Raw genomic sequence first — 21,748 nt, 5'->3', positions numbered from 1 at the left:
CTTTCATCATGGCCGAAATCACCGGCATTCCCTATTCGGAAATCGTTGTTGCTGCCGCTTTGCCTTGCCTGCTTTTCTATCTGGCGATCTATCTTACAGTTGATCTACAGGCGCGTCGTCTTGGTCTTAATGGTGTGCCCCGCGAGGAATTGCCCAAATTCAGGGAACTCGGTCGCGATGCATTCATGCTGTTGCCGTTGATCGTTCTGCTTTATCTGTTGCTTTCGGGCTTTTCGATCATCGCAGCGGGGACCTGGGGACTCGCCTCTGCATTGCTTGTACTTCTTTGTCGAGAACTCGAATTCCCTTCTGTCGTTCTTGCGTTGCCGCTGGTGCTGTTTGTCGTTCTGCCGCTCTCGGGCATGCAGGTGAATTATGCCGGAGCGATTGCCTTTGTCTCAAGTATCGTGCTCATGTCTGCACTCGCAGTCATGAAGGGCAAGGCCAATAAGGTGCCAGCCGTCATGCGCGTGATGATGCACACGATCTGGATCGGACTTGCCGATTCTTCGCGCAAATCCTTGCAGCTCATCAGCGTCATGGCCTGTGCGGGCATTTGTTGTGGGTGTGCTTGGACTGACCGGACTTGGCGGTCGCTTTTCATCGGTACTTTTGTCTGCTGCGGGTGAGAGCGAGGCCATTGCCTTCCTTCTCGCCATGATGATTTCCATCGTTCTTGGCATGGGCATGCCAACCACTGCGGCCTATGCAATTGCTGCCGCGGTTGTTGCCCCCGCTCTGATGCAGATGGGTATCTCGGCGCTTTCAGCACATATGTTCGTTTTCTACTGCGCTGTTATTTCCGCAATCACCCCACCCGTGGCCATCGCTGCTTTCGCCGGCGCCGCGATTGCCGGTGGCAAACCCTGGCCGACGTCCATTAGGGCCATGCGTTTCGGGATTGCAGCCTTCGTGCTTCCTTTCATGTTCTATACCAGCCCTGAAATCCTGTTGCAGGGAAACTGGATGGAGACACTGTTTGTCTTCGCTACAGCGATTGTTGCCGTTTACCTGATCGCTGTTGCAGGGGAAGGGCAACTGTTCGGGGATTGCAGTGTGATTGAACGGGTGATTGCGGGTGCTGCTGCCCTGTTGCTTTTGTGGTCAAGCACTTCAACCGATATAGCCGGTGGTGTTCTGGCTTTGGGGCTGTTCATCTGGGCGCGGCGGCGGGGAGGAAGCCAGCCGGAATTTGCAGCCTGATCAAACTTTTCATCATTTCACGGGACCTATGAAAGAGGAGGAATTTCATGTCCATTTTCCTAAAAAGCTTCACTGCGGCAGCGCTTACACTCTGCTTCAGCCTACCACTTGCGGCTCAGGAACGCCCCAAGTCGATGACCATATCAACCGCATCGCCCGGTGGGGTCTATGCGATCTATGGGGAGGGTGTCGCCCAGATTGTGACCGACAAGGTCGGTATCGCCACATCAACCAGACAAACCCAGGGGCCTGCTCAGAATCTGGTGTTGTTGAAGGCGGGTCAGGTGGAACTCGGCATGACCACATCCGGGCCAGCCTATGAAGCCATGCATGGCACACTTGAACTGGCTCCCGGTGTTGAATACAAAGATCTGAGAGTGCTGTTCGCCATGTATCCGACTCCGTTCCAGATGGTCGCTCTGGCCAGCAACGGCATCAATTCACTGGAGCAACTGGATGGCAAGCGGGTTGGTGCCGGGCCTCGTGCTGGTACGGGCGGAACCTTCTGGACGCGCTGGCTCAAGTCTCTCGACATCAATGCCCGACTTCAATATGGCGGTATCGGAGATCAGGCCAGCCAGTTGGCTGATGGTCGTCTCGACGCCATTGTGACAGCCGGTGGCATTCCACATCCTGCGCTTTCCGAGCTGGAAAACACGCAGCCGGTCACGTTCTTCGGCATGTCGGACAAAGCCCTTAAAGGCATTCTTGACTCCAATCCCTATGCCGTGAATTTCACGATCCCCAAAGGTACCTACAAGACACCGACCGAAGATATCGGGACTCTCGCCATGTGGAACTTCATTGTCGTGGATGCTTCCATGTCCGATGATGTGGCCTATGAAATTACCAAGGCCGTGCTTGAGGGTAATGATCGAATGGTGGCGACACATTCGTCCGCCAAGCAGAGCCTTGCAGAAAACATCGTCAAGGACACCTTCATTCCCCTGCATCCGGGTGCCGCACGCTATTACATGGAAATCGGCGTCGACATTCCCAAAGCCATTGCTCCTTGAGGATTAAGACCATGAGCCTCGCATCGACCGATCCAGGCCTTGTAACCAAAACAACAGGTTATCGCCGTTCCTTGCAGATTTTCAGCGAGGAGGGAACGGTCGATGCATATCTGCGCTTCGAAGCAGCGCTCGCAGAAGCGGAGGGAGCGCTGGGGGTCATCCCCAAGGAAGCTGTCGAGCCGATCCTCAGGCATTGTCATATCGAGGCCATCGATCTTGACAGTTTGCGGCAGGGTTCGGCAGTGGTCGGATATCCGATTGTTTCCCTTGTTGCTCAGCTGGGTGAAAAAGTCGGCGTTCACGGCCAGTGGGTGCATTATGGTGCTACCACACAGGATGCAATGGATACCGCTCAGGTTTTGCAACTTGTTGAAGCCACGGACGCGATCCTTGCCGATCTCGGACCGGTCAAGCAGATGATGACAGTCCTCGCAGACACATATCGTGCAACCCCGATGCCGGGGCGCACCAAAATTCAGCACGGTGTTCCACTTTCATTCGGCTACAAGGTTGCTGTCTGGCTTGATCAGATAGAGCGGTCGGGGCAAATGCTTCGCCGCGCTCGTCACGAAGCTGCCGTGTTGCAGTTTGGCGGGGCAGTCGGCACGCTTGCCTCCCTTGGTGGTGACGGGCCAGCGGTACGAAGTGCCCTTGCCAGGCGGTTGGGGTTGGCCTGCCCGGAAATCTCGTGGCATGTCAGTCGAGACCGGATGGCCCAGTTGGCCGGAGCGCTTGCCATACAGGCTGCAGCTTTTGGCAAGATGGCAATGGATATTGCTCTCATGATGTCAACTGAGGTGAGAGAGCTTCTGGAACCAGCGGTCGATGGACGTGGCAGTTCATCAACGATGCCGCAGAAGCGCAATCCTGTCATTTGCGAGGCGATCATTGAATCCGCCCGCTCAATCCAGCATGTTCCCGGTGTCTTGCTCGATGCGATGCTGCAAGAATATGAACGCGGTATCGGACATGGATACCGTGAGCGGGTCGTCCTTTGCGAAGCGGTTGCGCATCTGGCCGGTATTGTATCCCTGAGCAGTGATCTGTTGTCCGGTCTGGGCGTGAATGTGGACCAGATGAAGAACAATCTGTTTCTGACCCACGGGCTCATTCATTCCGAAGCGATCATGATGTATCTGTCCAGACAACTCGGTCGATTGGAGGCGCATCACATCTTGCAGAAGGTGGCCCGACGCATAGAGGCAAGCGGTGAAGATATCGGCTTTGTTCTGGAGGAAGAGAGCGGAATAACCTTCCCTGTGGCACTTCTGGAGGCCACGGGATCGATTGACAGTGCGGACCACATGATTACGGCTGTTCTCGACAAAGTGAAGCTTTCACAAGACTGACGCCATCCTGACAATTCGATATGGCAGTACGGCTCTTGATCGCTTCAGGGGCCGTACCAGGCCTGTCCTGGCTTTCGGGCGAATACGCTCGCCCGTTTGCCGAGTGAACGGCTTTACTCGCTCATTTCATTCGCTTTTGGCTTGCGCAACAGCAACAGAAGAGGAATGGATACCAGGCTCAGCACAGCCATAAGCCAGAAATCATCGATGAAACTCAAAATGGCTGCCTGCTGGGTTACGAGCGAATTGGCCGAATAGACCGCGCTGGCTGAACCGTCGATCAATCCGGGAAGTGTCCGTTGAACTGCCTTGGATGCGCTGGTCAGTCTCTCGGCCAATTCGGCGTGGTTGACTTGCGTCATATTGGCCAGAACCGCCGAGACCATCGAAACCCCGATGCCTTGCCCCATGTTCCTGACAAGGGCATACATGGATGTGGCATCCCCTCTCAGTCTGGTGGACAAGGTGGAAAAGGCCAATGCGGAAAGCGGGACGAAAATGAATCCCATGCCGAATCCCTGCAAAGCCCCCGTGACAATGATCAAACGTGAATCCATTTGAAGGTTGAATCCGGTCATCATGTAAAGGGCGAGGGTCATTATCACGGCGCCAAACACCATCATGATGCGGTTGTCGATCCGGTCCCCGAACTTGCCGATGATCATCATGGATATCATGGATGTCACGCCACGCGGAGCCATTAACTCTCCGGTCGCTATTACCGAATAGCCAAGATAGTTCTGTAACAACGGTGGCAGCAGAGCCAGTCCCGAGAACATCGTCATGCCGATCAGGAACATGAAAATCGAGGCCAGTGCAAAGTTTCGATCCTTGAAGATGCGCAGATCGACAAAAGGTGTCTGCGCCGTCAGCGAGTGGATCAAATAGACCCACAAACCTGCAATGACCAAGGCAAGTTCGATCCATGTTTCAGTTGATTGGAACCAGTTGTTGTCGGAGCCACGGTCAAGCATCAATTGCAATGCCCCGATGCCCAAAGCCAACATGGCGAAGCCGAAGAAGTCGAAGCGGCGATTTCTGACTTCACTGTTGGGCATGTAGATTGTCAAAAGCGTCAGACATAGAATCCCAACCGGAATATTGACCAGAAAAACCCAGCGCCAGTTAACGCTTTCAGTTAACCATCCTCCCAATGTGGGGCCAACAATCGGGGCTACCATCACACCTACGCCGTAAATTGCCATGGCCTGAGCCACGCGTTCCTTGGGGTTGATGTTCAGAATGATCGTTTGTGCAAGCGGAGCGATCATGGCCCCGCACAGGCCTTGCAGGATTCGAAAGGCAACCATTTCACCTATGCTGGTCGCCATGCCACAGAGTGCGGAAGCAAGCGTGAAGCCCGCAATGGCACCAAGGAACAGGGTCTTCTGGCCGATACGGTCACTCATCCAGCCCGTGATGGGCGTGGCAATGGCCGATGCGACGATATAGGAAGTCAATACCCAGGTAATCTCATGTTGCGCGGCTCCCAGAGACGCAGACATGTGGGGCAATGCAACGTTTGCGATCGTTGTATCGAGCACCTGCATTATGGTGGCAAGCATGACAGCCACCGTCAGCAACCCCTTGTTCTTGACCACGACGGCGGGGGCTGATTCACCTATATTTTTTGCCATATTGTCTTCTCGGAGAGGCCGGATGCCGAATGCGTCCGCGCCTCTTGCTACTTCACTTGTTCTTTTTTTCTGGGTTGTTTCTACTACAGGCGATCCCAAGTGGAACTGCCGGTATCCACGCTGACAGCGGCACTCAATCCAGCCCGGATCAGGTCTGTGCTTTCGCTTGACTCAAACTCGATGCGAATGGGAACACGTTGAACAACCTTGACCCAGTTGCCGGTCGCGTTCTGGGCAGGGATGAGAGAAAATTCTGCTCCTGTACCGGAGCTTATGCTTGCGATCTTGCCTTTGAAGGACTTTTTGGGATAGGCGTCGAAAATGACTTCGACAGGCATGCCGATGCGAATGTTTTCGAGTTGGGTTTCCTTGAAGTTGGCGTCGACCCAACTGTCACTGACTTCGAATAGCATGGCCATTTCGCTGCCAGCGGCCACATATTGCCCGGTGTTGATGTTGTCAATCTGGCTGACAATCCCATCCGCAGGTGCCTTGACAATCGATTTCTCCAGATTGCGTTTTGCAAGTCTCAGATTGGCAAGGGCGGCACGAACCAGCGGATGCGCATCGGTTTCGATATTCGCTTGGCCACCCAAAGCAGCCAGAGCATTTTCAACCTGCTTCTCGGCGCTTGTGACTGCGCTCTTGGCCTGAACCAGCGATAATTTCAGCTCATCCAGACTGCTGCTGGAGCTGACACCTTTCTCAGCCAGAATTTCTTTGCGGTTGTAAAGCTCTTGCTGGATATTCAAAGCCGAACGTGCGGTCTCAAGGGATGTGATTGCGGTCAGATGGTTGACTTTCAATTGCTCGACATCGAGGCGAACCTTGTTCAGGGAGGCCTGGGCCTGATCGATCGCAATCTCGAATGGCTCCGGATCCAATGAGAAAAGGGTGTCTCCTGCCTTTACCGGTTGGTTTTCAGAAACATCAACTGAAAGAATTCTGCCCGAAACGTCGGCAGAAATGGACACAACGGCCTGCTGTGCATAAGCATTGTCCGTTTCTTCAAAACGTCCGCCAGTGAGCCAGACCCAACCGCCAGCAAGCAATAGCGCCAGTGGCACGATCATCATCAGAATGAGTCGAAAGGGATTTCTCTTGGGGGATGGTTTGGCAGCTGCTGCATTTTCATCATTGTCTGCCTTGACAAGAACTGGAGACCCTGAAGTCTCCTGCGTCATATTATCGTCTTCGTTCGACATATTTGGGCTATTGCCACTCATTTTTCATCTTCCTTATGGCCATAGGACAGCTCACCCAACTCGTCCCGAATGGCTTCAAGTCCTTCAACTAAAGCATCTTTTTGACTGTTCGAGAGCCGACCGAAAACCCTGTCTGTAAGCTTCTCCCGAATTTCGGAGCCGACAGCTTTTGCTTTCTTGTAAAGACATTCTCCCTCCTCTGTAAGCAAGACCAGCTTGGCCCGGCTATCAGAGGGGTCAACGACACGTTTCACGAGTTCTCGTTTCTGCAATCGATCAAGTATTCCGCTCATGGTCATCGGATCTCTATCGAAGGCGTTTGCAATCTGCGTCTGAGAGATGCCACCGGGATGATTGTTCAGGAAGCTGATAACGCGCGCTTGTTGCATTGTGAGATTCAGACTTTTTGCTTCTTGCTCATAGAGCCTGCGCATGAGCCTGGAGACTTCGTAAATCAAATAGCCCAAGTGAAGGTCGTCGTTGGTTTCGGACATTGGTGCTGCTCAAAAATTAATAAGTCCACTTATAATAAGGTCGCTTATTAAATAGTTCAAGAAATGTCGTCAAGAAGTTTCAACAATGTTTCCCAATGGTAAATTGCATCGGACTTTCACCGGTGTGAGGCCGATTGAAGCGAACGTGATCTAACTTGCTTTGACCATCTGAAAATCAGATCTTGAAAGGGGGCAGGTGGTGTTCGCGAGGATCATGGAGTGATTGGATAGGTCGTCGAGGACCTGGCCTCCCCTGGAGCTAGTCCCTTGGCACGATTGAATTATTGAGCTAACATAGACAGATGCGGGAATCCGCGGATACTTAGCAGCTGAAAACCTGTTTTTTTCCTATGCAGCGTCTGGCTTGTAAGTTATAGCTCGGCATCCTGTTGTAACACGCGGATACGAGATTTATTTCTCTCAATTCTGGGAGCTTATCAGTGTCTATCTCCAACCCTCAAAGCGTCATGCTTCGCACTGCCAAGATCGAAGATCTCGATCAGCTTGTCGTGCTTGAAAATACCTGCTTTACCAGCGACGTCATCAGCGCCCGGTCCTTCCGTTCCTTCATCCGGAATGACACGTCGCGATTGATCCTTGCGGTCAATGATGAGGACTTGATTCTGGGGTATGTCGTCGTTCTTCTGCGCAGTGGTTCAGATGTCGCCCGACTCTATTCTCTGGCTGTATTGCCCGGAGAACAGGGCAAGGGGATTGGCACCGAGCTTTTGGCCGGGGCGGAGGCCATCGCCCGGGAGACTGGACGCGGGGTGCTTTCGCTGGAAGTGCGCATCGAGAATGCTCGCGCCCGTGAGATCTATACCCGCCGCGGCTACAGTATTGATGCGGAACTGCCCGGATTTTATGAAGATGGTGCCGACGGTATTCGGATGGTGCGGCATCTGGATAATATTCTCGAGGGAACTGCTCCTGCAAATCGCAGTCGGTTGCCGATCATTATTGTTGATCGTCTTTCTGACCTGGAGATGGTTCCTCAAGGCTGCCGGGTGATGACAGTGCGTGACTATCTGGCGCTCGAATATGGCGTTTCAGGTCGACGCATTATCAATCTGGCACGCTCTTACGAGCCGATGTCTCTTGGCTATTATTGCTCGCTGCTTGCCAATGCGCGCAAGGAGAGATGTCTGCCCGAAGCCGATGCGTTGCTCGACATCAACTGGAAACGTATTCACAAACGGGCGACACTGACATTGCAAACCATGTTGAACGATCTGGAGACAAATATCCTTCCAGATCATATCGACATTCATTTCGGACGCACCGAAAATCCTCTTTTTCGCAAGATCGCCAGACAGGCATTCGATCTGTTCCGTTGTCCAATCATTCGCATTCTGCTCAAGCGGGATGGCTCGGGCAGCATTGCGGATATTGAAGCTGTGTCGATCCATAAGCTGTCAGCTGACGACAAGGTCAAATTTAATACAGCGCTCAAGGCCTTTCTGAAGGGAAGCCTGGCAAAGCCGGCCATGAAAAAGGCCCCGTCTGCTATCATCGCCATTCTGGCAAATCCGAATGAGGAAAGCGCTCCCAGTGATGCCAAGGCTTTGGCTGCATTTGCTGATGCTGCCATTGCGGTTGGCGCAAGAGCAGATTTCATAACTGCCAAGGACTATCGGCGTCTGTTGGAATTTGATGCGCTTTTCATTCGCGAAACGACGGCGCTCGATCATCACACCTATCGCTTTGCCAAACGGGCGTTGCAGGAGGGGATGCCGGTCATTGATGATCCTGATTCGATCCTGCGCTGCACCAACAAGATCTATTTGGCGGAGCTTCTGAAGACAAACCGTATTCCGACGCCCAGAACCGTGATCTTTGACAAGAAACGCGCCAAGCAGATGATCGGTTCGCTGGAGTTTCCCGGTATCATGAAGATTCCGGATGGCTGCTTTTCAAAGGGCGTTTTCAAGGTTGAGAATTCGGAAGAGTTCAGCGCGATCAGTTCCCAGCTCTTCAAGAAGACCGATCTCTTGATGATGCAGGAATATATGCCGACCGATTATGACTGGCGCATTGGCATCCTCGATGGTGAAGCCATTTTCGCATGTAAATACTACATGGTCAGCGGTGCTTGGAAAATCTATGAATATGAAAATGATGGCTCCGTAAGCGAGGGGGATCATGAAACGGTTCCTGTAGAGAAGGTCCCTGCCGAAGTTATCAATTGTGCGCTCAAGAGCACGCAGTTGATCGGTAATGGCCTCTATGGTGTGGATCTGAAACTGACCCCGTCCGGCCCCAGCATTATCGAGGTTAACGACAATCCCAGCATTGACTTTGGCATCGAGGATGCGGTTCTTGGCTCCGCCCTTTACGAACGCATCATGGCTGTGCTCGTCAGTCGGATTGGCAGGGCAAACGGCTAGCATGCGGAATGCCTGTGTCTGGCATGAAGTTGCTTCATTCATAACAACAAAAGCGCCGCCGGCATTGCCGTGGCGCTTTTGTTTTTTGCCATCGAGGAAACTCTCTGATCCTGCTCAGATGTCTCCGCAGTGGCAGACCGTGATACCAAGCTCGTTGGCGAGTGCTGAGCGCAGCGCAATGACACGGCGGGCTGAGGCTTCGTCATCCACGTAAGCGACCTGAATATGGTTGGCCTTGTGGCGTCCCATCATGTGATCGCGGTCAACACCGCAAAGGGTGGCATTCATGATCGGCCAAGGATAGTCGGTTGCCTTGCTGCGGCGTTCGCATTCACTGGCGGGCAGCTCATGGGCCTTGCCACGTCCGATATCCATATGCAGCGATCCACCTTCGACAAAAACGCGGCTCCAGACGATGTCGCCTGCCTTGGCATAGCCCTTGAGCGTGCCACCCCCTGCGGGGAAGAACATTGCCGGTTGCCGATAGCTTTCCGATCCGGCCCAGCCGCCCTTGTTGTGTGCGGCCGGGACTGCGCCTGAAATTTCGAAGACCCAGACGAAATCATCGACGGTGCCCGATGCGTCTATGTCACCCCAGCGAATGTCATGCAGGGTTGTTTCGATTGGTTGGTCTAACTCGGCATGAACCCGATTGATCATCAGGGCATCTAGCGCGGCGCATTCATCCACTTCATTGAAATGAACGATGGGTTCGCCGTCACGAATGATGGAGCCATCCGCACGAGTGACGGGTGGGCGTTCGGCGTTGTTGAGCAGGCCTTCAACAAGGTCTGAGGCTGGCCAGAGATCCTTGAGCCCCTGCTGATACTGGATACCAATCGCCGCGCAGCCGAATTGATCGGCCAGGCGCACCGCTGCGATATACATGCGGCATTGATCGACAACCTGATCTTCGGTCAGCTCGGTTTTCGGGTCAGAGCCGAAATGGAAGGTCATGCCTTTGCCAAGCAGCCACTGATAAGCGGCTTTGCCTTCTTCAAGGGGGACTTGTGTGGCTGCAAAATAAAGGGCGGACTGGGACAAGCGTTCCTTGAACAGGCCCATTTTCATGAGAAGCTCATCGGGGATGATAGCGTTGTACATACCCATACAGCCCTCATCGAACACGCCCATGATCAGCTTTTTCTGATGCCAATCGGAAGCAATCCTGCTCGCAAGCGCCTTGTCTTCGGCTGCGACAGTTGCGACATCGAAGGGTTTTACATGGGACTGGTCATGTTCGACTTTGCCGGTTTCAAGCCATGATTTGAGACCATCAAGGAAAAAGTCATCGTCAAAGTCGCGGCTCCAGAGGGTCGAGTAGGGGATCCCGGCCTTGGTGAGCGAGCCATTCAGGTTTAGCATGCCGACCAGGCCCGGGAACTGTCCCGACCAGTTGGCCACGGTCAGAATTGGACCTTTGTGCGTCAGAAGGCCTGGCAATACATGGTGGCTATATTGCCACACGGATTCAGCCACGATCAATGGCATGTCGGGGTCAATTCCTGCGAAAATGTCCATGCCTTCGCGCTGGGAGGCAATGAAGCCGTGCCCTTCGGGTTTGATCGGATGTGCTCGCCACAGCTCATGGCCCATTGCGGCCAGAACTTGGGTCAGCTTGTCCTCCATGGCCTTCTGGGCAGGCCAACAAGTGGTATTAGCGCTTTCGCGCAAATCGCCGCTTACAACAAGTGCAATGCGCGTCATATCTGCAATCTCCTCTCACAAGCTAGGGCTACCGGCGGGAATGCCCCGTCGATAGCCATTCTTTTGGACTTGGGAAGAACTCTTGTTTCTTTCGGCAGCACCGAATGCTTACCAGCTGGTGAAACCACCATCCAGGACCAGGTTTGCCCCGGTCATGTAGGAAGAGGCTTCAGATCCAAGGAAGTGAATGATCGGGCTGAACTCCTCGATGTTGGCTTGACGACCCATCGGGACGCGTTCAAGGAAGGCATCGATGAATTCCTTGTCGAATGATCCGGTTTTGACGCCGCCATAGGTGACAAGGTTGACGCGCACGCCCTTTTTGGCCCAGTAGGTCGCCAGATAACGGGTCAGGTTGATAAGGCCCGATTTTGAGGCCGCGTAGGAAATGGCCTTGATGAAGGGTTTGCCATCACGCTCCTCGCGATAGGCATAGAGCGCCTGATTCGGGGAAACCATGCCATACATCGAACCGATATTGATGATCGAGCCTTTACCGGCAGCGGCCATCTTGGAGCCGACCACCTGACTGGTCAGCATGACGCCGGTGAGGTTCGTGTCAATGATATCGTCCCAGTATTTCTTCGGGTAAACCTCGAAGGGGGCATTCTGGTCTGCATCGCCATCGGGTTTGGAGTCGATGCCTGCATTGTTGACCAGGATATCGGGAACACCCCAGTCCTTGATCAGTTGGTCGGTTGCCTTGATCAGGGCGTCCTTGTCTGTGACGCTGGCTTCATAGACCTTGATATTCTTTTCGAGGCCCGGGAACTTTTCCGCAATCTGTGCGTCCGAGAAAGGGCGGCGTGAATAGATGGCAACCTTTGCGCCTGCCTGGGCGAGAGTGGTCGAAATCTGGGTGCCGATCTGACCCAGACCGCCGGTCACAATTGCGACATGGTCCTTAACGGAAAACGGATCATACATTTTCATTTCCTTCGATATTTTCTTCTGATTGGGCGGATCGATCAGGCATCGATCGCCTGACGCGCTTTACGCAGACCTTCGTTGAGGAACAGAACGTCATTGCCCATGATGATCATGTCGACGCCCTTGGCTTTGAGGTTGGCAACATTTTCCGGTGTGGTTGGAACGCAAGGTGCCATGACCTTGATACCGCGTGCATGGGACTTCTCGATCAGTTCGGCAAGCTTGTCCTCAACTTCCGGATCGGACATGGAATAGTCGATGGAAATCCGGCGCGAGATCGAGTAGTCGGCGGGGCCGAAGTTGATGACGTCCAACCCTTCGACGTCCAGAATTTCGTCGATATTGTCGAAGAATTCATAGCTTTCGGCCATCGGAATGACCAGGCGATCCCGGTTCTCGGTTTCCATGTAGGTTGACCATTTGAAGTCGGGTCCGGCAAATCCGGCAGAGCGGCAACTTGCGTCACCACCGCGACGACCGATCGGCGGGAATTTCGCAGCCCTGACGATTTCCCGTGCCTGATCGGCTGTACCAACCTGCGGGACGATGATGCCTGTTGCGCCGAATTCAAGCGCTTTGCGGATGTCCCATTCATTTGTGCCGCGAACGCGAACCAGCGGTGCGATCCCGTTTAGAAGCGCTGCCATGACGAGCTTTTCCATGTGGGCATCTATATTTGTCGGAGTGTGTTCGGCATCGATGAAAGCGAAATCCAGACCCCAGTTGCCCGCAGCTTCGATGGGAGCAGTAGAGCCGGTGTAGAAAGTGGAACCAAAAACAGGTTCATTGGCAGCCATTTTGATGGCAAGACTTGTGTTTTTAGGACAAGGCATTGGATATTCTCCTGTAACATCAAGCGTATGATGGCGCTTGTAATTTTGTTAACAGACACATTTGCAAAGGTCCGGCGTCTGATCGGGCCCTATTTCAAGTTGGGTTGAATGAAACAACGCAGCTCTTCGGTTTTGGGATTGTCGAACATTTCCGCGGACGGGCCCGCTTCCCAGACGAGACCTTCATTCATGAAGACCGTCTTGTTGGCGACACCGCGTGCAAAGCCCATTTCGTGGGTGACCAGAACCATCGTCATACCAGTCTCTGCCAATTCGGTGATGGTCTTGAGAACCTCACCGGTCAGCTCGGGATCAAGGGCCGAGGTAACCTCGTCAAAGAGCATGACTTTGGGCTGCATCGCCAGAGACCGGGCAATTGCTACGCGTTGTTGTTGTCCACCAGACAGTTCGTCGGGATAGGATTCAGCCTTGTCGGACAGTCCAACTCTGGCCAGAACGCTCTTGACCAGTTCCGGATGCTCCGATTTCGGCAGCTTGCGCACCACTTTGGGAGCAAGGGTGATGTTTTCCGCCACTGTGAGGTGAGGGAAGAGGTTGTAGCTTTGGAACACCATTCCCACATCCGTGCGCAGGGCCCTGAGATTGGACTTGCCGCTTCCCAGTTTGTGGCCCGCAACTTCGATGGTGCCACCCTGGAATTTTTCAAGCCCGTTGATGCAGCGAAGCATCGTACTCTTGCCCGATCCGGATCGTCCGATCACGGCAACGACATCGCCGGTTTCAATCTCGATATTGACGCCATTCAGAACGGTCAGCGCCCCGTAGGCTTTGGTCAGATTGTCAATTCGCAGCACTGTTGGCATGACGCCTCTCCTTCAGTTTCTCACTCCACCAGGACAACGGGTAGCACACGATGAAATACATCGCGGCGACGGACATGAAGACGTGAAATGGCTGGAAAGTCATATTGTTAAGTAGGGTGCCAGCACGGGTCAGCTCCACAAAGCCGATGAGGGCGGTGACAGAGGTGTTCTTGACGATCTGCACCATGAAACCGACGGTCGGTCCAACCGCAATACGCAGCGCCTGAGGCAGGATGACATAACGCAGTCTTTCCGATCCGCTAAGGCCCAGAGAGTCGGCCGCTTCCCATTGCCCCTTAGGCACAGCCTCGATACATCCGCGCCATATGTCGGCCAGAAAGGCCGTGGCATAGACCGTCATCGATATTGCTGCTGCCGCCAGTGGCGGGAGATAAAGTCCCAAAAAGCTGAGACCGTAGTAGGCCAGGAAGACCACGATCAAGAGGGGAGTGGCTTGAATAAGCTCGATATAGATCTTGATCGGAATTCTGATGCAGGCCGGGCCAAGAGTGCGGCCAAGAGCAAAGAGCATGCCCAGAATGCCACCCGCGATGAAAGTGATGAAAGCCAGTCCGGCCGTCCAGAGCAGACCGAGAAACAGGAATTGCAGGCTTCCCCATCCAAAGTCTTGAATCATTGACTGGTCTCCTCATCCATGATGGTTGCTGCAACGATGGAAGCCTTGGGAACTTTCCGTCTGAACAGCCATTTGCCGACCAGGGTGTAAACGGCCCTGAACGTGAATGTGATTGCGATATACATGACAGCCAGCACGATATAGGTCTCCAGACTTCGAAAGGTCTGGCTCTCGATTTTTGCACCTGCCAGCGTCAATTCTGTCGCCGAGATCGCCGAGGTGATCGAGGTTCCCAGAAGCGTAAGGGTCAACTGTCCGGTGAGGGAGGGATAGATCACTTTGAGTGCCGGCAGGATCACCACATATCGCATCGTCTGAAGGCGCGAGAGGCCAAGGGCCAGGCCAGCTTCGATCTGGGTTTTCGGGATGGCGTCAAGGCCTGCCCTGAAAATCTCTGCCGAATAGGCTCCCAGGTTGAGGGAAACTGCAACGATTGCCGACTCTGTCGCCGTAAGTCTGACGCCTAGAAAGGGTAGGCCGAAGAATAACAGAAAGAGCTGGACCAGTAGGGGAGTGTTTCGAAAGGTCTCAACATAGAAGGCAGCGATATTCTTCAGGATCGGCACTCTGTTGAAGCGTATCAACGCAACGCCCAATCCTATGATCAACCCGATGCAGATCGATTTGGCCGAGAGCTCGATGGTCGCTATCGCGCCGTCGATCAGCTCTGGCGCCCGAGCTAAAACGGGCGCAAAGTTCATTTCATATGCCATTTTGTCCGTCCTCTTGATGAAGCCGGAGAAAGCAACTTTCTCCGGCTAGAGGCTTCTGTTCTTCAAGATCAGAAGGTGGGGAGCTTGCCGCCAGGAATGGGAGACCCAATCCATTTGTTATGCAGCTCGTCCAAACGGCCCGTGATTTCTTCATAGTAGATGAAGTTGTTCAGCCACTGATGCAGTTCCTGAGCATCTTTGCGAACAGCCATTGACCAATACAAGGTGAAGATTGGAACTTCCGATTTCACTTCGAATTTCTCGGCCAGACCGCGTTTTGCGATCACGTCATTAGCAACCGCTGCAACTGCCGCGGTCGCGTCAACCTGACCGGAAATAAGAGCCTGCATTGCAAGGGCGTCGTCATCAAAGCGGACAACTTCCAGTCCGTCGATGCCATAGCCGCTGACAGCTGCGTCCTGGGTGGAGCCTTTTGGTACAGAAACGCGTTTGCCTGCCAGATCATCGAGTTTTTTCAGTTCCATGCCAACCGGAGCAATGAAGCGCATTTCATATGCACCATAGGGGTTGGTCATGCGAAAGATCTTGGCGCGTTCCGGGGTTGCCGTCATGTGAGCAACGAGAAGATCAACGCGGCCGGATTCAAGCGATGCGGCACGAGACGCGTTGTTGACGGGAACGACTTCGAGATCAACGCCGATGTCAGCTGCGATGTCGCGTGCAATGTCGACAAGGAAGCCATCGGTTTTGCCCGATGAGTCAGTGACGTCATATGGGGGGATGCCTGTCAGCACCCCAATCGTGACTTTCTGTTTTGCTTCGATATCAGCAATTGTCTGTGCATTGGCTGATGCAGACATCATCAAGGCTGTGCCTGCAATCAGGGCTGCCCCTGCCAACGCTCCGACTTTGCCGAATGACGAAAATTTAAACATGAGTTCCTCCGTTTCTTTGCCGAGTCTGATGAAGAAGCACCCTCCACGTGCTTGAGATGAAATCTTCATGGCTCGGCAAATTTCTAAAACTCAAGTCTTATGACATATGTCATTGAAAGAGTCAACATGTGTCATATGTTCTAATTACTGGTCGGATGTGGGGAAAATCGTGATTTTTGGCAGAATTCTGCGGCTCACAAGATGGTGATTAAACGAAAGTCTGATATTTGGCTGTCAAAAAGTAATCTCGGGTAGAGGGATGAAAGAATGCATTTCAAAAGAGCAAAATGCGAATTCCTCTTGACTTATGTCTCATGTCATAAGTAATATGGTGAGCAAACTGATTGGCTAATGGTAGTTAAATGTCCAAAGAACTTGAAACAACCACCATACCTGAAATGCCTTTGCGCAGGGGCCGTTTGCACACGGCTGTTTCTGCTGTGTTGGAGAGTCGGATTCTGAATGGCGAGCTCAAAGTCGGGGACAGGCTTGAGTCGGAAAGCGCGATTGCCCGTGAATTTGGGGTCTCGACCCGGGCGGTGAGGGAAGCAATCCAGGAATTGGAAGTCAAGGGACTGGTGCAACGGCGCCACGGAGAGCGCACGGAAGTGGTGCGTGAAGATGTAAACAGTTATCTGGATGCATTGGCCGTGACCGTACGGCAGCAGTTCTATTCCGATCCCGACTATTTGCTGCAATTGATGACAGTGCGCCGCATGATCGAATCCGAAGTGCTGGAAATACTGACTGATGGCGAGCTGCCGGAGATGCCGAAGGTTGATGAAGCGCTCGAGTCTATGAAGATGGCGCGTGACGAGAAGGATTTTGCCGGTTTTGTTGATGCGGATGCTGCCTTTCATCTGGCGCTTGTTCATGCCACGAACAATCAGATCCTGATGCATATCTATGATAACTTTTCCGGTCTGATCAACGATGTGATCCATGTAACCAGTCGTGTTCCCATCAAGTCCTTGAGGGATGCCTATGAGGAGCATGAAGAGATCTATGACCTGATCTGTCAGCGCAACAAGACAGGGGCAATGGAACGCATCCGTGCCCAGATTGACAACAGCGCCGATTATCTGCGTCAGGCCATCGAACAATCCAATTTGAAACAGGCCAAGAAAGAGGATGAAAATGGCTGAATTCGATTATTCCGACACCGATTGGGAGGCCGTCGAACGTCTGAAGAAATGGTACTCGGGCGATATTCATGACAGCATGGAAGCACTGGGGTTGTGGGGATGCCTTGAAGGGATCTCTTTGCTTGGGGCGCTGAAACCCGGAGAGGTGGTCTGTGGACCTGCTGTCACGGTTCTGTTCGCTCCCTCAGAACGCAGGGGTGTGCCTCAGGATGTGTATCACAATGCCATCGATCGTGCTCCCAAAGGGGCAGTCATGGTGTGTGATGCGTCTTGTGCTCCGGGATCCTGCTCGGGCGAATTGATGAGTACCGGTGCAAAAACTTCCGGAGCTGTTGCCACAGTGGTCAATGGCACCGTGCGTGACCTGGCTCAGGTTCGTGAGCTTGGCTATCCGCTTTTTGGCACGGCTCCGAGTCCGATTGGTATCACTGGCAAGAAGGAACCGGTCAAGAGCCAGGTTCCGCTTCAGATCGGCAAGGCAACCGTCAAACCCGGAGATGTCATTTTTGGTGATATCGACGGTCTCGTGGTTATCCCCAAGGAACATGTAAAGGCCGTTGCTGATCAGGCTGATGCTCTTGGCAAGCAGGAAGCGACGGCTCGCGAGCGCATTCTTGCAGGAGAAAAGCTGCAACAGATCTGGCCTGTCTAGTTTTTACACGCGATATTTTCATAGTTTCCCGCAAAGAAAAACCGCAAACACCATCAAGCCGGACCCATGGGCCCGGCTTTTTGCTGCCTTGGGATGGCAGATAGTTCCTTTTCACGGTGCGTTCATGGCGCGTTCGTGGTGCCGGGCAAGGGGCGTGCGAGCGTTGCATCCAAGCCTTGGGATCGTCCAATTCATGCTTCTTTTCATCGACCTTTGAAGGAGAGGAAGAGCGCGGCATTCATGTGTGAGCCGGTTGTGTTGTCAGGTTGCCTTGGTGATCTGTAATATAAGTGGCCGAGGCGGTACGTGTTGTCACTAAGGGCGGAGTCTGTTTCTTGAAAACAGCAGTATTTGGCCAAATTTCTGTGACCATTGTCAATTTGACCTAGAAATGTAGGGAATATTTTACCTTCATCTCTTGCTGCAACTAGTTGACTTTTATTCTTTTATCATATTTATTGTCGACATGACTAATACAAATTTCTGATGCTCTCAGAGACACCCGCATCATTTGCTCCGCAAGCAGAATTCCAAGTGTTTTCCAAGTCGATTCTTTATTTCGGGAGAGACCTATTTGCCCTTGGTTGCAGGAGTCTGCCTTGATCGTTTGAAAGTTTAACCAGTGAATGAAAGTGATCCCCATTCTTCCAATCTAATCGAGGTTGAAAATCTGACCGTTGCCTTCGGGCAAGAGAGTGTCATTGAAAATCTCAGTTTTTCGGTTCGCTCTGGTCAGACCTTGGCAATTGTTGGGGAAAGCGGTTCGGGCAAGTCCGTTACGGCTTTGTCCATCCTGCGGCTGGCAGACATGTCCGGTGCACGGTATCAGTCGGGCCGGATCCTTTTTTCCGGAAAAGCGGGCCAGCAGGATCTTCTGACGCTTTCCCAAAAGGACATGCGCTCCATTCGTGGCAAGGAAATTGCCATGATCTTTCAGGAGCCCATGACCTCGCTAAATCCTGTTTTTACCGTGGGGGATCAGATTGCCGAAGTGCTGCAATTGCATGAAGGCATGTCGCGCAATGATGCCCTCAAGGAAGGTGTCAAGCTGCTCAAGATGGTGCGGCTGGGAGATGCCGAAAGCATCATCAACCGATATCCACACCAACTGTCAGGCGGCATGCGTCAGCGTGTCATGATCGCGATGGCGCTGGCGTGCCGTCCCAAGCTGCTGATTGCCGACGAGCCGACAACTGCACTGGACGTTACCATTCAGGCCCAGATTCTGGCGATCCTTCGCGATTTGAAGGAAAGCCTTGATATGGGCATCATCTTTATCACCCACGATATGGCAGTGGTGGCAGAGATGGCTGACGATGTTGTCGTCATGCGCAAGGGCCACAAGATGGAGCAGCAGCCCGTCACGGATATTTTCAAGGCCCCGCAACATCTCTATACCCAGACCCTTTTGTCCGCTGTGCCGCGTCTTGGAGCCATGAACGGCGAGGATTTCCCAAAGCGTCTCCCGATCTCCATCTATGATGAGAGCGGTCAGCGCACCGAAGGGGAGGAGCGCATACAGAATACCGCCAAGTATGGCAGCGATCCGCTGATCGGTGTCAGGGATCTGGTTGTGCGTTTCAATGTCAAGAAGTCCTGGATCGGGCGCCCGACACACAGGGTTCATGCGGTCGAGAAGATCAGCCTTGATATCTATCCGGGAGAAACGCTGGCGCTGGTTGGTGAAAGTGGTTCAGGCAAATCCACCATTGGCCGTACAATTCAGCAGCTACAGGAAAGCCAGTCTGGCACCATTACATTCAAGGGTGAAAGTCTTGCCAGCATGAGCGGTTCGGAAAGACGAGCGCTCAGAAAGAAAATTCAATATATTTTCCAAGACCCTTACGCCTCGCTTGATCCGCGCAAAACCATTGGCTTTTCCATTGCCGAGCCGATTCGTACCCATGATATCCTGCATGATGACGCTGCGATCAAGACGCGCGTCAGCGAGTTGCTCGAGCGGGTGGGGCTGTTGGCCGAGCATGCCAATCGTTTCCCGCATGAATTTTCCGGCGGACAGCGCCAACGCATCTGTATCGCCCGTGCCCTTGCATCTGACCCCGAACTGATCATTGCCGATGAGGCACTGTCTGCACTCGATGTGTCGGTTCAGGCACAGATAATCAGTCTGTTTATGGACTTACAGGCCGAAAGGGGTCTGTCCTATCTCTTCATCAGTCACGATATGGCGGTTGTCGAACAGATGAGCCATCGCGTGGCTGTGCTCTATTTGGGACAGATAGTGGAAGCTGGCAGCCGTAGACAGATTTTTGAAGACCCGCAGCACGCCTACACCCGAAATCTACTGGCATCTGTGCCAGTGGCGGATCCTGGCAAACGGGTCATGCTTGCTATCAATGAAGCCGAAATTCCAAGCCCCATTCGGGCAGTTGGAAATGAACCAGAGCTTCTGACGCATAGTGAAGTCAAGCCCGGTCACATTGTCGCCAACCAATAACAAATACCTCATCACTCCAGAACAGGGGAGAAAAGCATGAAAAATATCCTGAAAACCACCGCCGCAGTGATGGCTATCACTGTTGCCAGCATGGGGGCCGTTGTCAGTCCGTCCATGGCTGAAGGCAAGCTCTCTGTTTCCGTTGCTCTTGATCCGGGCAGCTGGGATCCGATTGATACCTTCCTTGTCGCATGGGGTGCTGTCGGCTCCAACATTTATGATGGTCTTACGGAACGCGACACCAGTGCAAAACTGCATCCTGGTCTTGCTACCAGTTGGGACGTTCTGGACGATGGTTTGCGCATTCAGTTCAAACTGCGTGAAGGCGTCAAGTTCCACAATGGCGAGCCATTCAATGCAGAAGCGGTGAAATTCACCTTTGATCGCATGTTGGGTGAAATCGGGGCCAAAGGGCCGCAGCGCGCCAACTATACATCTATCAAAAGTGTTGAAATCATTGATGATTATACGGTTGACTTCCATCTCAATCAGCCAGATCCGGTTCTGTTGACCAAGCTTGCCGGCTATGGTGCGATGATTGTTCCGCCGAAATATATCGAAGAAAAAGGCGAAGACTATTTCAACACCCATCCGGTTGGTACCGGCCCGTTCAGCTTCGTTTCCTACGAGCCGAAGGTTGATCTGGAATTGACCGCCAACCCTGATTACTGGGGTGGCGCTCCGAAGATTTCCGATCTGGAATATCGCTTCATTTCTGAAAAAACCACTGCGGTTGCCGAATTGCAGGCAGGTCGCCTTGATATAGTCGAAGATTTGCCAATCAGCATGCTGTCTGTGGTCAAGGATGATGCCAAACTGGACGTCATGTCGACAACCGGCCCGGCCGTTTATGGGCTGCGCTTCAATAACCGTGATGGTATCACTGCCGACGTCAATGTCCGCAAGGCAATCGTCATGGCAGTTGACCGCGAAACCATCATCAAATCCTTGCTTGCAGGTGAAGCCGAACAGATCGCCAGCTTCCAGAGCTCATTGTCCTTTGGCTTCGATCCAGATCTGAAACCGCTTCCTTACAATCCTGAAGAAGCCAAAAAACTTCTCAAAGATGCCGGCGTTGCTCCGGGTTCCGAAGTTCAGATTGATATCCGCGCAGGTAAGCCAACCTTCAACGAAGTGGTTCAGGCTGTTGGCGCCTATCTGCAAGCGGTTGGTCTTAAAGCTGTAATCAAGCCTTATGAAAACAGTGTCTTCCTCAATGACATCGTTCCTCAGGGCAAAACCGGTGCCATGTTCCAGCAGAGCTGGGGCGGCTGGACACTGGACTATGATAACACTGCTTATCTGCTCTACCACACGGGTCAGAAATGGAATCCATATGGAACGGATACCAAACTGGACGCAATGCTGGAAGAGCAGCGCCCGATGACCGATGTAGCAAAACGCGAAGAGTTGCTGAAAGACATTGCTGGCTACATCGCCAATGATGTTCTGGAAATGCCGCTTTACAGCCTTAAAGCCATCTATGGCGTCAACAAACGGGTTGAAGGCTTTGAACCAGCTCCGGACAACCGAGTCAAATTCAACACGGTTTCCATCAAGAAATAAGCAAACCAATCAGGTCGGGGAGGGGCGTTTGTCGCTCCCCGGCTTTGAAATGCTTCCCTTAGATTTCAAGTTTCCAGAGAAGACCAGACGGAGGTC

General features: G+C 52.9%; 19 protein-coding genes. 9 read left to right on the top strand and 10 right to left on the bottom strand.

The window, feature by feature from the left end:
• The 4 genes from ACHZB8_RS16340 to ACHZB8_RS16325 all read left to right on the top strand — a co-directional run.
• Window positions 1-629: TRAP transporter large permease subunit (locus ACHZB8_RS16340; RefSeq protein ID WP_316861869.1), on the top strand; the 629-nt coding region annotated here is incomplete at its 5' end.
• Window positions 562-1,203, top strand: coding sequence for a TRAP transporter large permease subunit (locus ACHZB8_RS16335; protein ID WP_316861868.1), 642 nt, complete (start codon window positions 562-564; stop codon window positions 1,201-1,203). The genes ACHZB8_RS16340 and ACHZB8_RS16335, both read left to right, overlap by 68 nt.
• A gap of 47 nt (window positions 1,204-1,250) precedes the next feature.
• Entirely contained in the window at window positions 1,251-2,219 is a 969-nt protein-coding gene (locus ACHZB8_RS16330; protein ID WP_316861867.1) for a TAXI family TRAP transporter solute-binding subunit, read from the top strand.
• Between the two features lie 11 nt (window positions 2,220-2,230).
• Window positions 2,231-3,568, top strand: a complete 1,338-nt coding sequence (locus ACHZB8_RS16325; protein ID WP_316861866.1) for an adenylosuccinate lyase family protein — start codon at window positions 2,231-2,233, stop codon at window positions 3,566-3,568.
• Window positions 3,569-3,681: 113 nt separating this feature from the next.
• On the opposite strand, the gene ACHZB8_RS16320 is transcribed toward ACHZB8_RS16325, so the two are convergent.
• The 3 genes from ACHZB8_RS16320 to ACHZB8_RS16310 form a co-directional block, all read right to left on the bottom strand.
• Window positions 3,682-5,205, bottom strand: a complete 1,524-nt coding sequence (locus tag ACHZB8_RS16320; RefSeq protein ID WP_316861864.1) for a DHA2 family efflux MFS transporter permease subunit — start codon at window positions 5,203-5,205, stop codon at window positions 3,682-3,684.
• 83 nt (window positions 5,206-5,288) lie between these two features.
• Window positions 5,289-6,431 carry an HlyD family secretion protein gene (locus ACHZB8_RS16315; protein WP_316861862.1) on the bottom strand — a complete coding sequence of 381 codons (1,143 nt, stop codon included), beginning with the start codon at window positions 6,429-6,431 and terminating at the stop codon, window positions 5,289-5,291.
• Window positions 6,428-6,904, bottom strand: a complete 477-nt coding sequence (locus ACHZB8_RS16310; RefSeq protein ID WP_316861860.1) for a MarR family transcriptional regulator — start codon at window positions 6,902-6,904, stop codon at window positions 6,428-6,430. The genes ACHZB8_RS16315 and ACHZB8_RS16310 overlap by 4 nt, the downstream gene beginning before the upstream one ends.
• Before the next feature lie 440 nt (window positions 6,905-7,344).
• Here ACHZB8_RS16310 and ACHZB8_RS16305 point away from each other — a divergent pair, with 440 nt between their 5' ends.
• The gene (locus ACHZB8_RS16305; RefSeq protein ID WP_316861859.1) at window positions 7,345-9,291 is read left to right on the top strand and encodes a GNAT family N-acetyltransferase; all 1,947 of its coding nucleotides are present in this window, start codon (window positions 7,345-7,347) and stop codon (window positions 9,289-9,291) included.
• Window positions 9,292-9,405: 114 nt separating this feature from the next.
• Here the strand turns inward: ACHZB8_RS16305 and ACHZB8_RS16300 are convergent, their stop codons facing one another.
• The 7 genes from ACHZB8_RS16300 to ACHZB8_RS16270 all read right to left on the bottom strand — a co-directional run bounded on the left by ACHZB8_RS16300 (window position 9,406) and on the right by ACHZB8_RS16270 (window position 15,831).
• A complete protein-coding gene (locus ACHZB8_RS16300) occupies window positions 9,406-10,998 on the bottom strand; it encodes a fucose isomerase (RefSeq protein WP_316861858.1) in 1,593 nt (530 codons plus the stop codon).
• Between the two features lie 108 nt (window positions 10,999-11,106).
• The gene (locus tag ACHZB8_RS16295; protein ID WP_316861856.1) at window positions 11,107-11,925 is read right to left on the bottom strand and encodes an SDR family oxidoreductase; all 819 of its coding nucleotides are present in this window, start codon (window positions 11,923-11,925) and stop codon (window positions 11,107-11,109) included.
• Between the two features lie 41 nt (window positions 11,926-11,966).
• A complete protein-coding gene (locus ACHZB8_RS16290; RefSeq protein WP_316861854.1) occupies window positions 11,967-12,761 on the bottom strand; it encodes an aldolase/citrate lyase family protein in 795 nt (264 codons plus the stop codon).
• 89 nt (window positions 12,762-12,850) lie between these two features.
• Window positions 12,851-13,585, bottom strand: coding sequence for an amino acid ABC transporter ATP-binding protein (locus tag ACHZB8_RS16285; protein ID WP_316861853.1), 735 nt, complete (start codon window positions 13,583-13,585; stop codon window positions 12,851-12,853).
• The gene (locus tag ACHZB8_RS16280; protein ID WP_316861852.1) at window positions 13,563-14,222 is read right to left on the bottom strand and encodes an amino acid ABC transporter permease; all 660 of its coding nucleotides are present in this window, start codon (window positions 14,220-14,222) and stop codon (window positions 13,563-13,565) included. Before ACHZB8_RS16280 ends, ACHZB8_RS16285 begins: the two co-directional genes overlap by 23 nt.
• Window positions 14,219-14,935: an amino acid ABC transporter permease gene (locus ACHZB8_RS16275; RefSeq protein WP_316861851.1), complete on the bottom strand. Its 717-nt coding sequence runs from the start codon at window positions 14,933-14,935 to the stop codon at window positions 14,219-14,221. The genes ACHZB8_RS16280 and ACHZB8_RS16275 overlap by 4 nt, the downstream gene beginning before the upstream one ends.
• Window positions 14,936-15,003: 68 nt before the next feature.
• Window positions 15,004-15,831 carry a transporter substrate-binding domain-containing protein gene (locus tag ACHZB8_RS16270; protein WP_316861850.1) on the bottom strand — a complete coding sequence of 276 codons (828 nt, stop codon included), beginning with the start codon at window positions 15,829-15,831 and terminating at the stop codon, window positions 15,004-15,006.
• Between the two features lie 362 nt (window positions 15,832-16,193).
• On the opposite strand from ACHZB8_RS16270, the gene ACHZB8_RS16265 reads away from it, so the two are divergent.
• The 4 genes from ACHZB8_RS16265 (at window position 16,194) to ACHZB8_RS16250 (ending at window position 21,652) form a co-directional block, all read left to right on the top strand.
• A complete protein-coding gene (locus ACHZB8_RS16265; RefSeq protein WP_316861849.1) occupies window positions 16,194-16,976 on the top strand; it encodes a FadR/GntR family transcriptional regulator in 783 nt (260 codons plus the stop codon).
• Entirely contained in the window at window positions 16,969-17,628 is a 660-nt protein-coding gene (locus ACHZB8_RS16260) for an RraA family protein (protein WP_316861848.1), read from the top strand. The genes ACHZB8_RS16265 and ACHZB8_RS16260 overlap by 8 nt, the downstream gene beginning before the upstream one ends.
• Before the next feature lie 622 nt (window positions 17,629-18,250).
• The gene (locus tag ACHZB8_RS16255) at window positions 18,251-20,086 is read left to right on the top strand and encodes a dipeptide ABC transporter ATP-binding protein (RefSeq protein ID WP_316861847.1); all 1,836 of its coding nucleotides are present in this window, start codon (window positions 18,251-18,253) and stop codon (window positions 20,084-20,086) included.
• Window positions 20,087-20,122: 36 nt separating this feature from the next.
• Window positions 20,123-21,652, top strand: coding sequence for an ABC transporter substrate-binding protein (locus ACHZB8_RS16250; protein ID WP_316861845.1), 1,530 nt, complete (start codon window positions 20,123-20,125; stop codon window positions 21,650-21,652).
• Window positions 21,653-21,748 lie beyond the last annotated feature (96 nt).

It is taken from the genome of uncultured Cohaesibacter sp. (assembly GCF_963556055.3).
In the GTDB taxonomy this organism is placed as follows: Bacteria; Pseudomonadota; Alphaproteobacteria; order Rhizobiales; family Cohaesibacteraceae; genus Cohaesibacter.
The sequence above is the reverse complement of the archived record's forward strand: the minus strand, read 5'-3'. Positions and strand labels throughout refer to the sequence as shown.

Bases quoted from the DNA above. Each gene is read 5' to 3' on its own strand.
- ACHZB8_RS16295 (WP_316861856.1), bottom strand. From the start codon at position 11,925: ATGTATGATCCGTTTTCCGTTAAGGACCATGTCGCAATTGTGACCGGC.
- ACHZB8_RS16325 (WP_316861866.1), top strand. From the start codon at position 2,231: ATGAGCCTCGCATCGACCGATCCAGGCCTTGTAACCAAAACAACAGGT.
- ACHZB8_RS16285 (WP_316861853.1), bottom strand. From the start codon at position 13,585: ATGCCAACAGTGCTGCGAATTGACAATCTGACCAAAGCCTACGGGGCG.
- ACHZB8_RS16320 (WP_316861864.1), bottom strand. From the start codon at position 5,205: ATGGCAAAAAATATAGGTGAATCAGCCCCCGCCGTCGTGGTCAAGAAC.
- ACHZB8_RS16300 (WP_316861858.1), bottom strand. From the start codon at position 10,998: ATGACGCGCATTGCACTTGTTGTAAGCGGCGATTTGCGCGAAAGCGCT.
- ACHZB8_RS16290 (WP_316861854.1), bottom strand. From the start codon at position 12,761: ATGCCTTGTCCTAAAAACACAAGTCTTGCCATCAAAATGGCTGCCAAT.
- ACHZB8_RS16260 (WP_316861848.1), top strand. From the start codon at position 16,969: ATGGCTGAATTCGATTATTCCGACACCGATTGGGAGGCCGTCGAACGT.
- ACHZB8_RS16310 (WP_316861860.1), bottom strand. From the start codon at position 6,904: ATGTCCGAAACCAACGACGACCTTCACTTGGGCTATTTGATTTACGAA.
- ACHZB8_RS16280 (WP_316861852.1), bottom strand. From the start codon at position 14,222: ATGATTCAAGACTTTGGATGGGGAAGCCTGCAATTCCTGTTTCTCGGT.
- ACHZB8_RS16250 (WP_316861845.1), top strand. From the start codon at position 20,123: ATGAAAAATATCCTGAAAACCACCGCCGCAGTGATGGCTATCACTGTT.
- ACHZB8_RS16275 (WP_316861851.1), bottom strand. From the start codon at position 14,935: ATGGCATATGAAATGAACTTTGCGCCCGTTTTAGCTCGGGCGCCAGAG.
- ACHZB8_RS16315 (WP_316861862.1), bottom strand. From the start codon at position 6,431: ATGAGTGGCAATAGCCCAAATATGTCGAACGAAGACGATAATATGACG.
- ACHZB8_RS16270 (WP_316861850.1), bottom strand. From the start codon at position 15,831: ATGTTTAAATTTTCGTCATTCGGCAAAGTCGGAGCGTTGGCAGGGGCA.
- ACHZB8_RS16265 (WP_316861849.1), top strand. From the start codon at position 16,194: ATGTCCAAAGAACTTGAAACAACCACCATACCTGAAATGCCTTTGCGC.
- ACHZB8_RS16330 (WP_316861867.1), top strand. From the start codon at position 1,251: ATGTCCATTTTCCTAAAAAGCTTCACTGCGGCAGCGCTTACACTCTGC.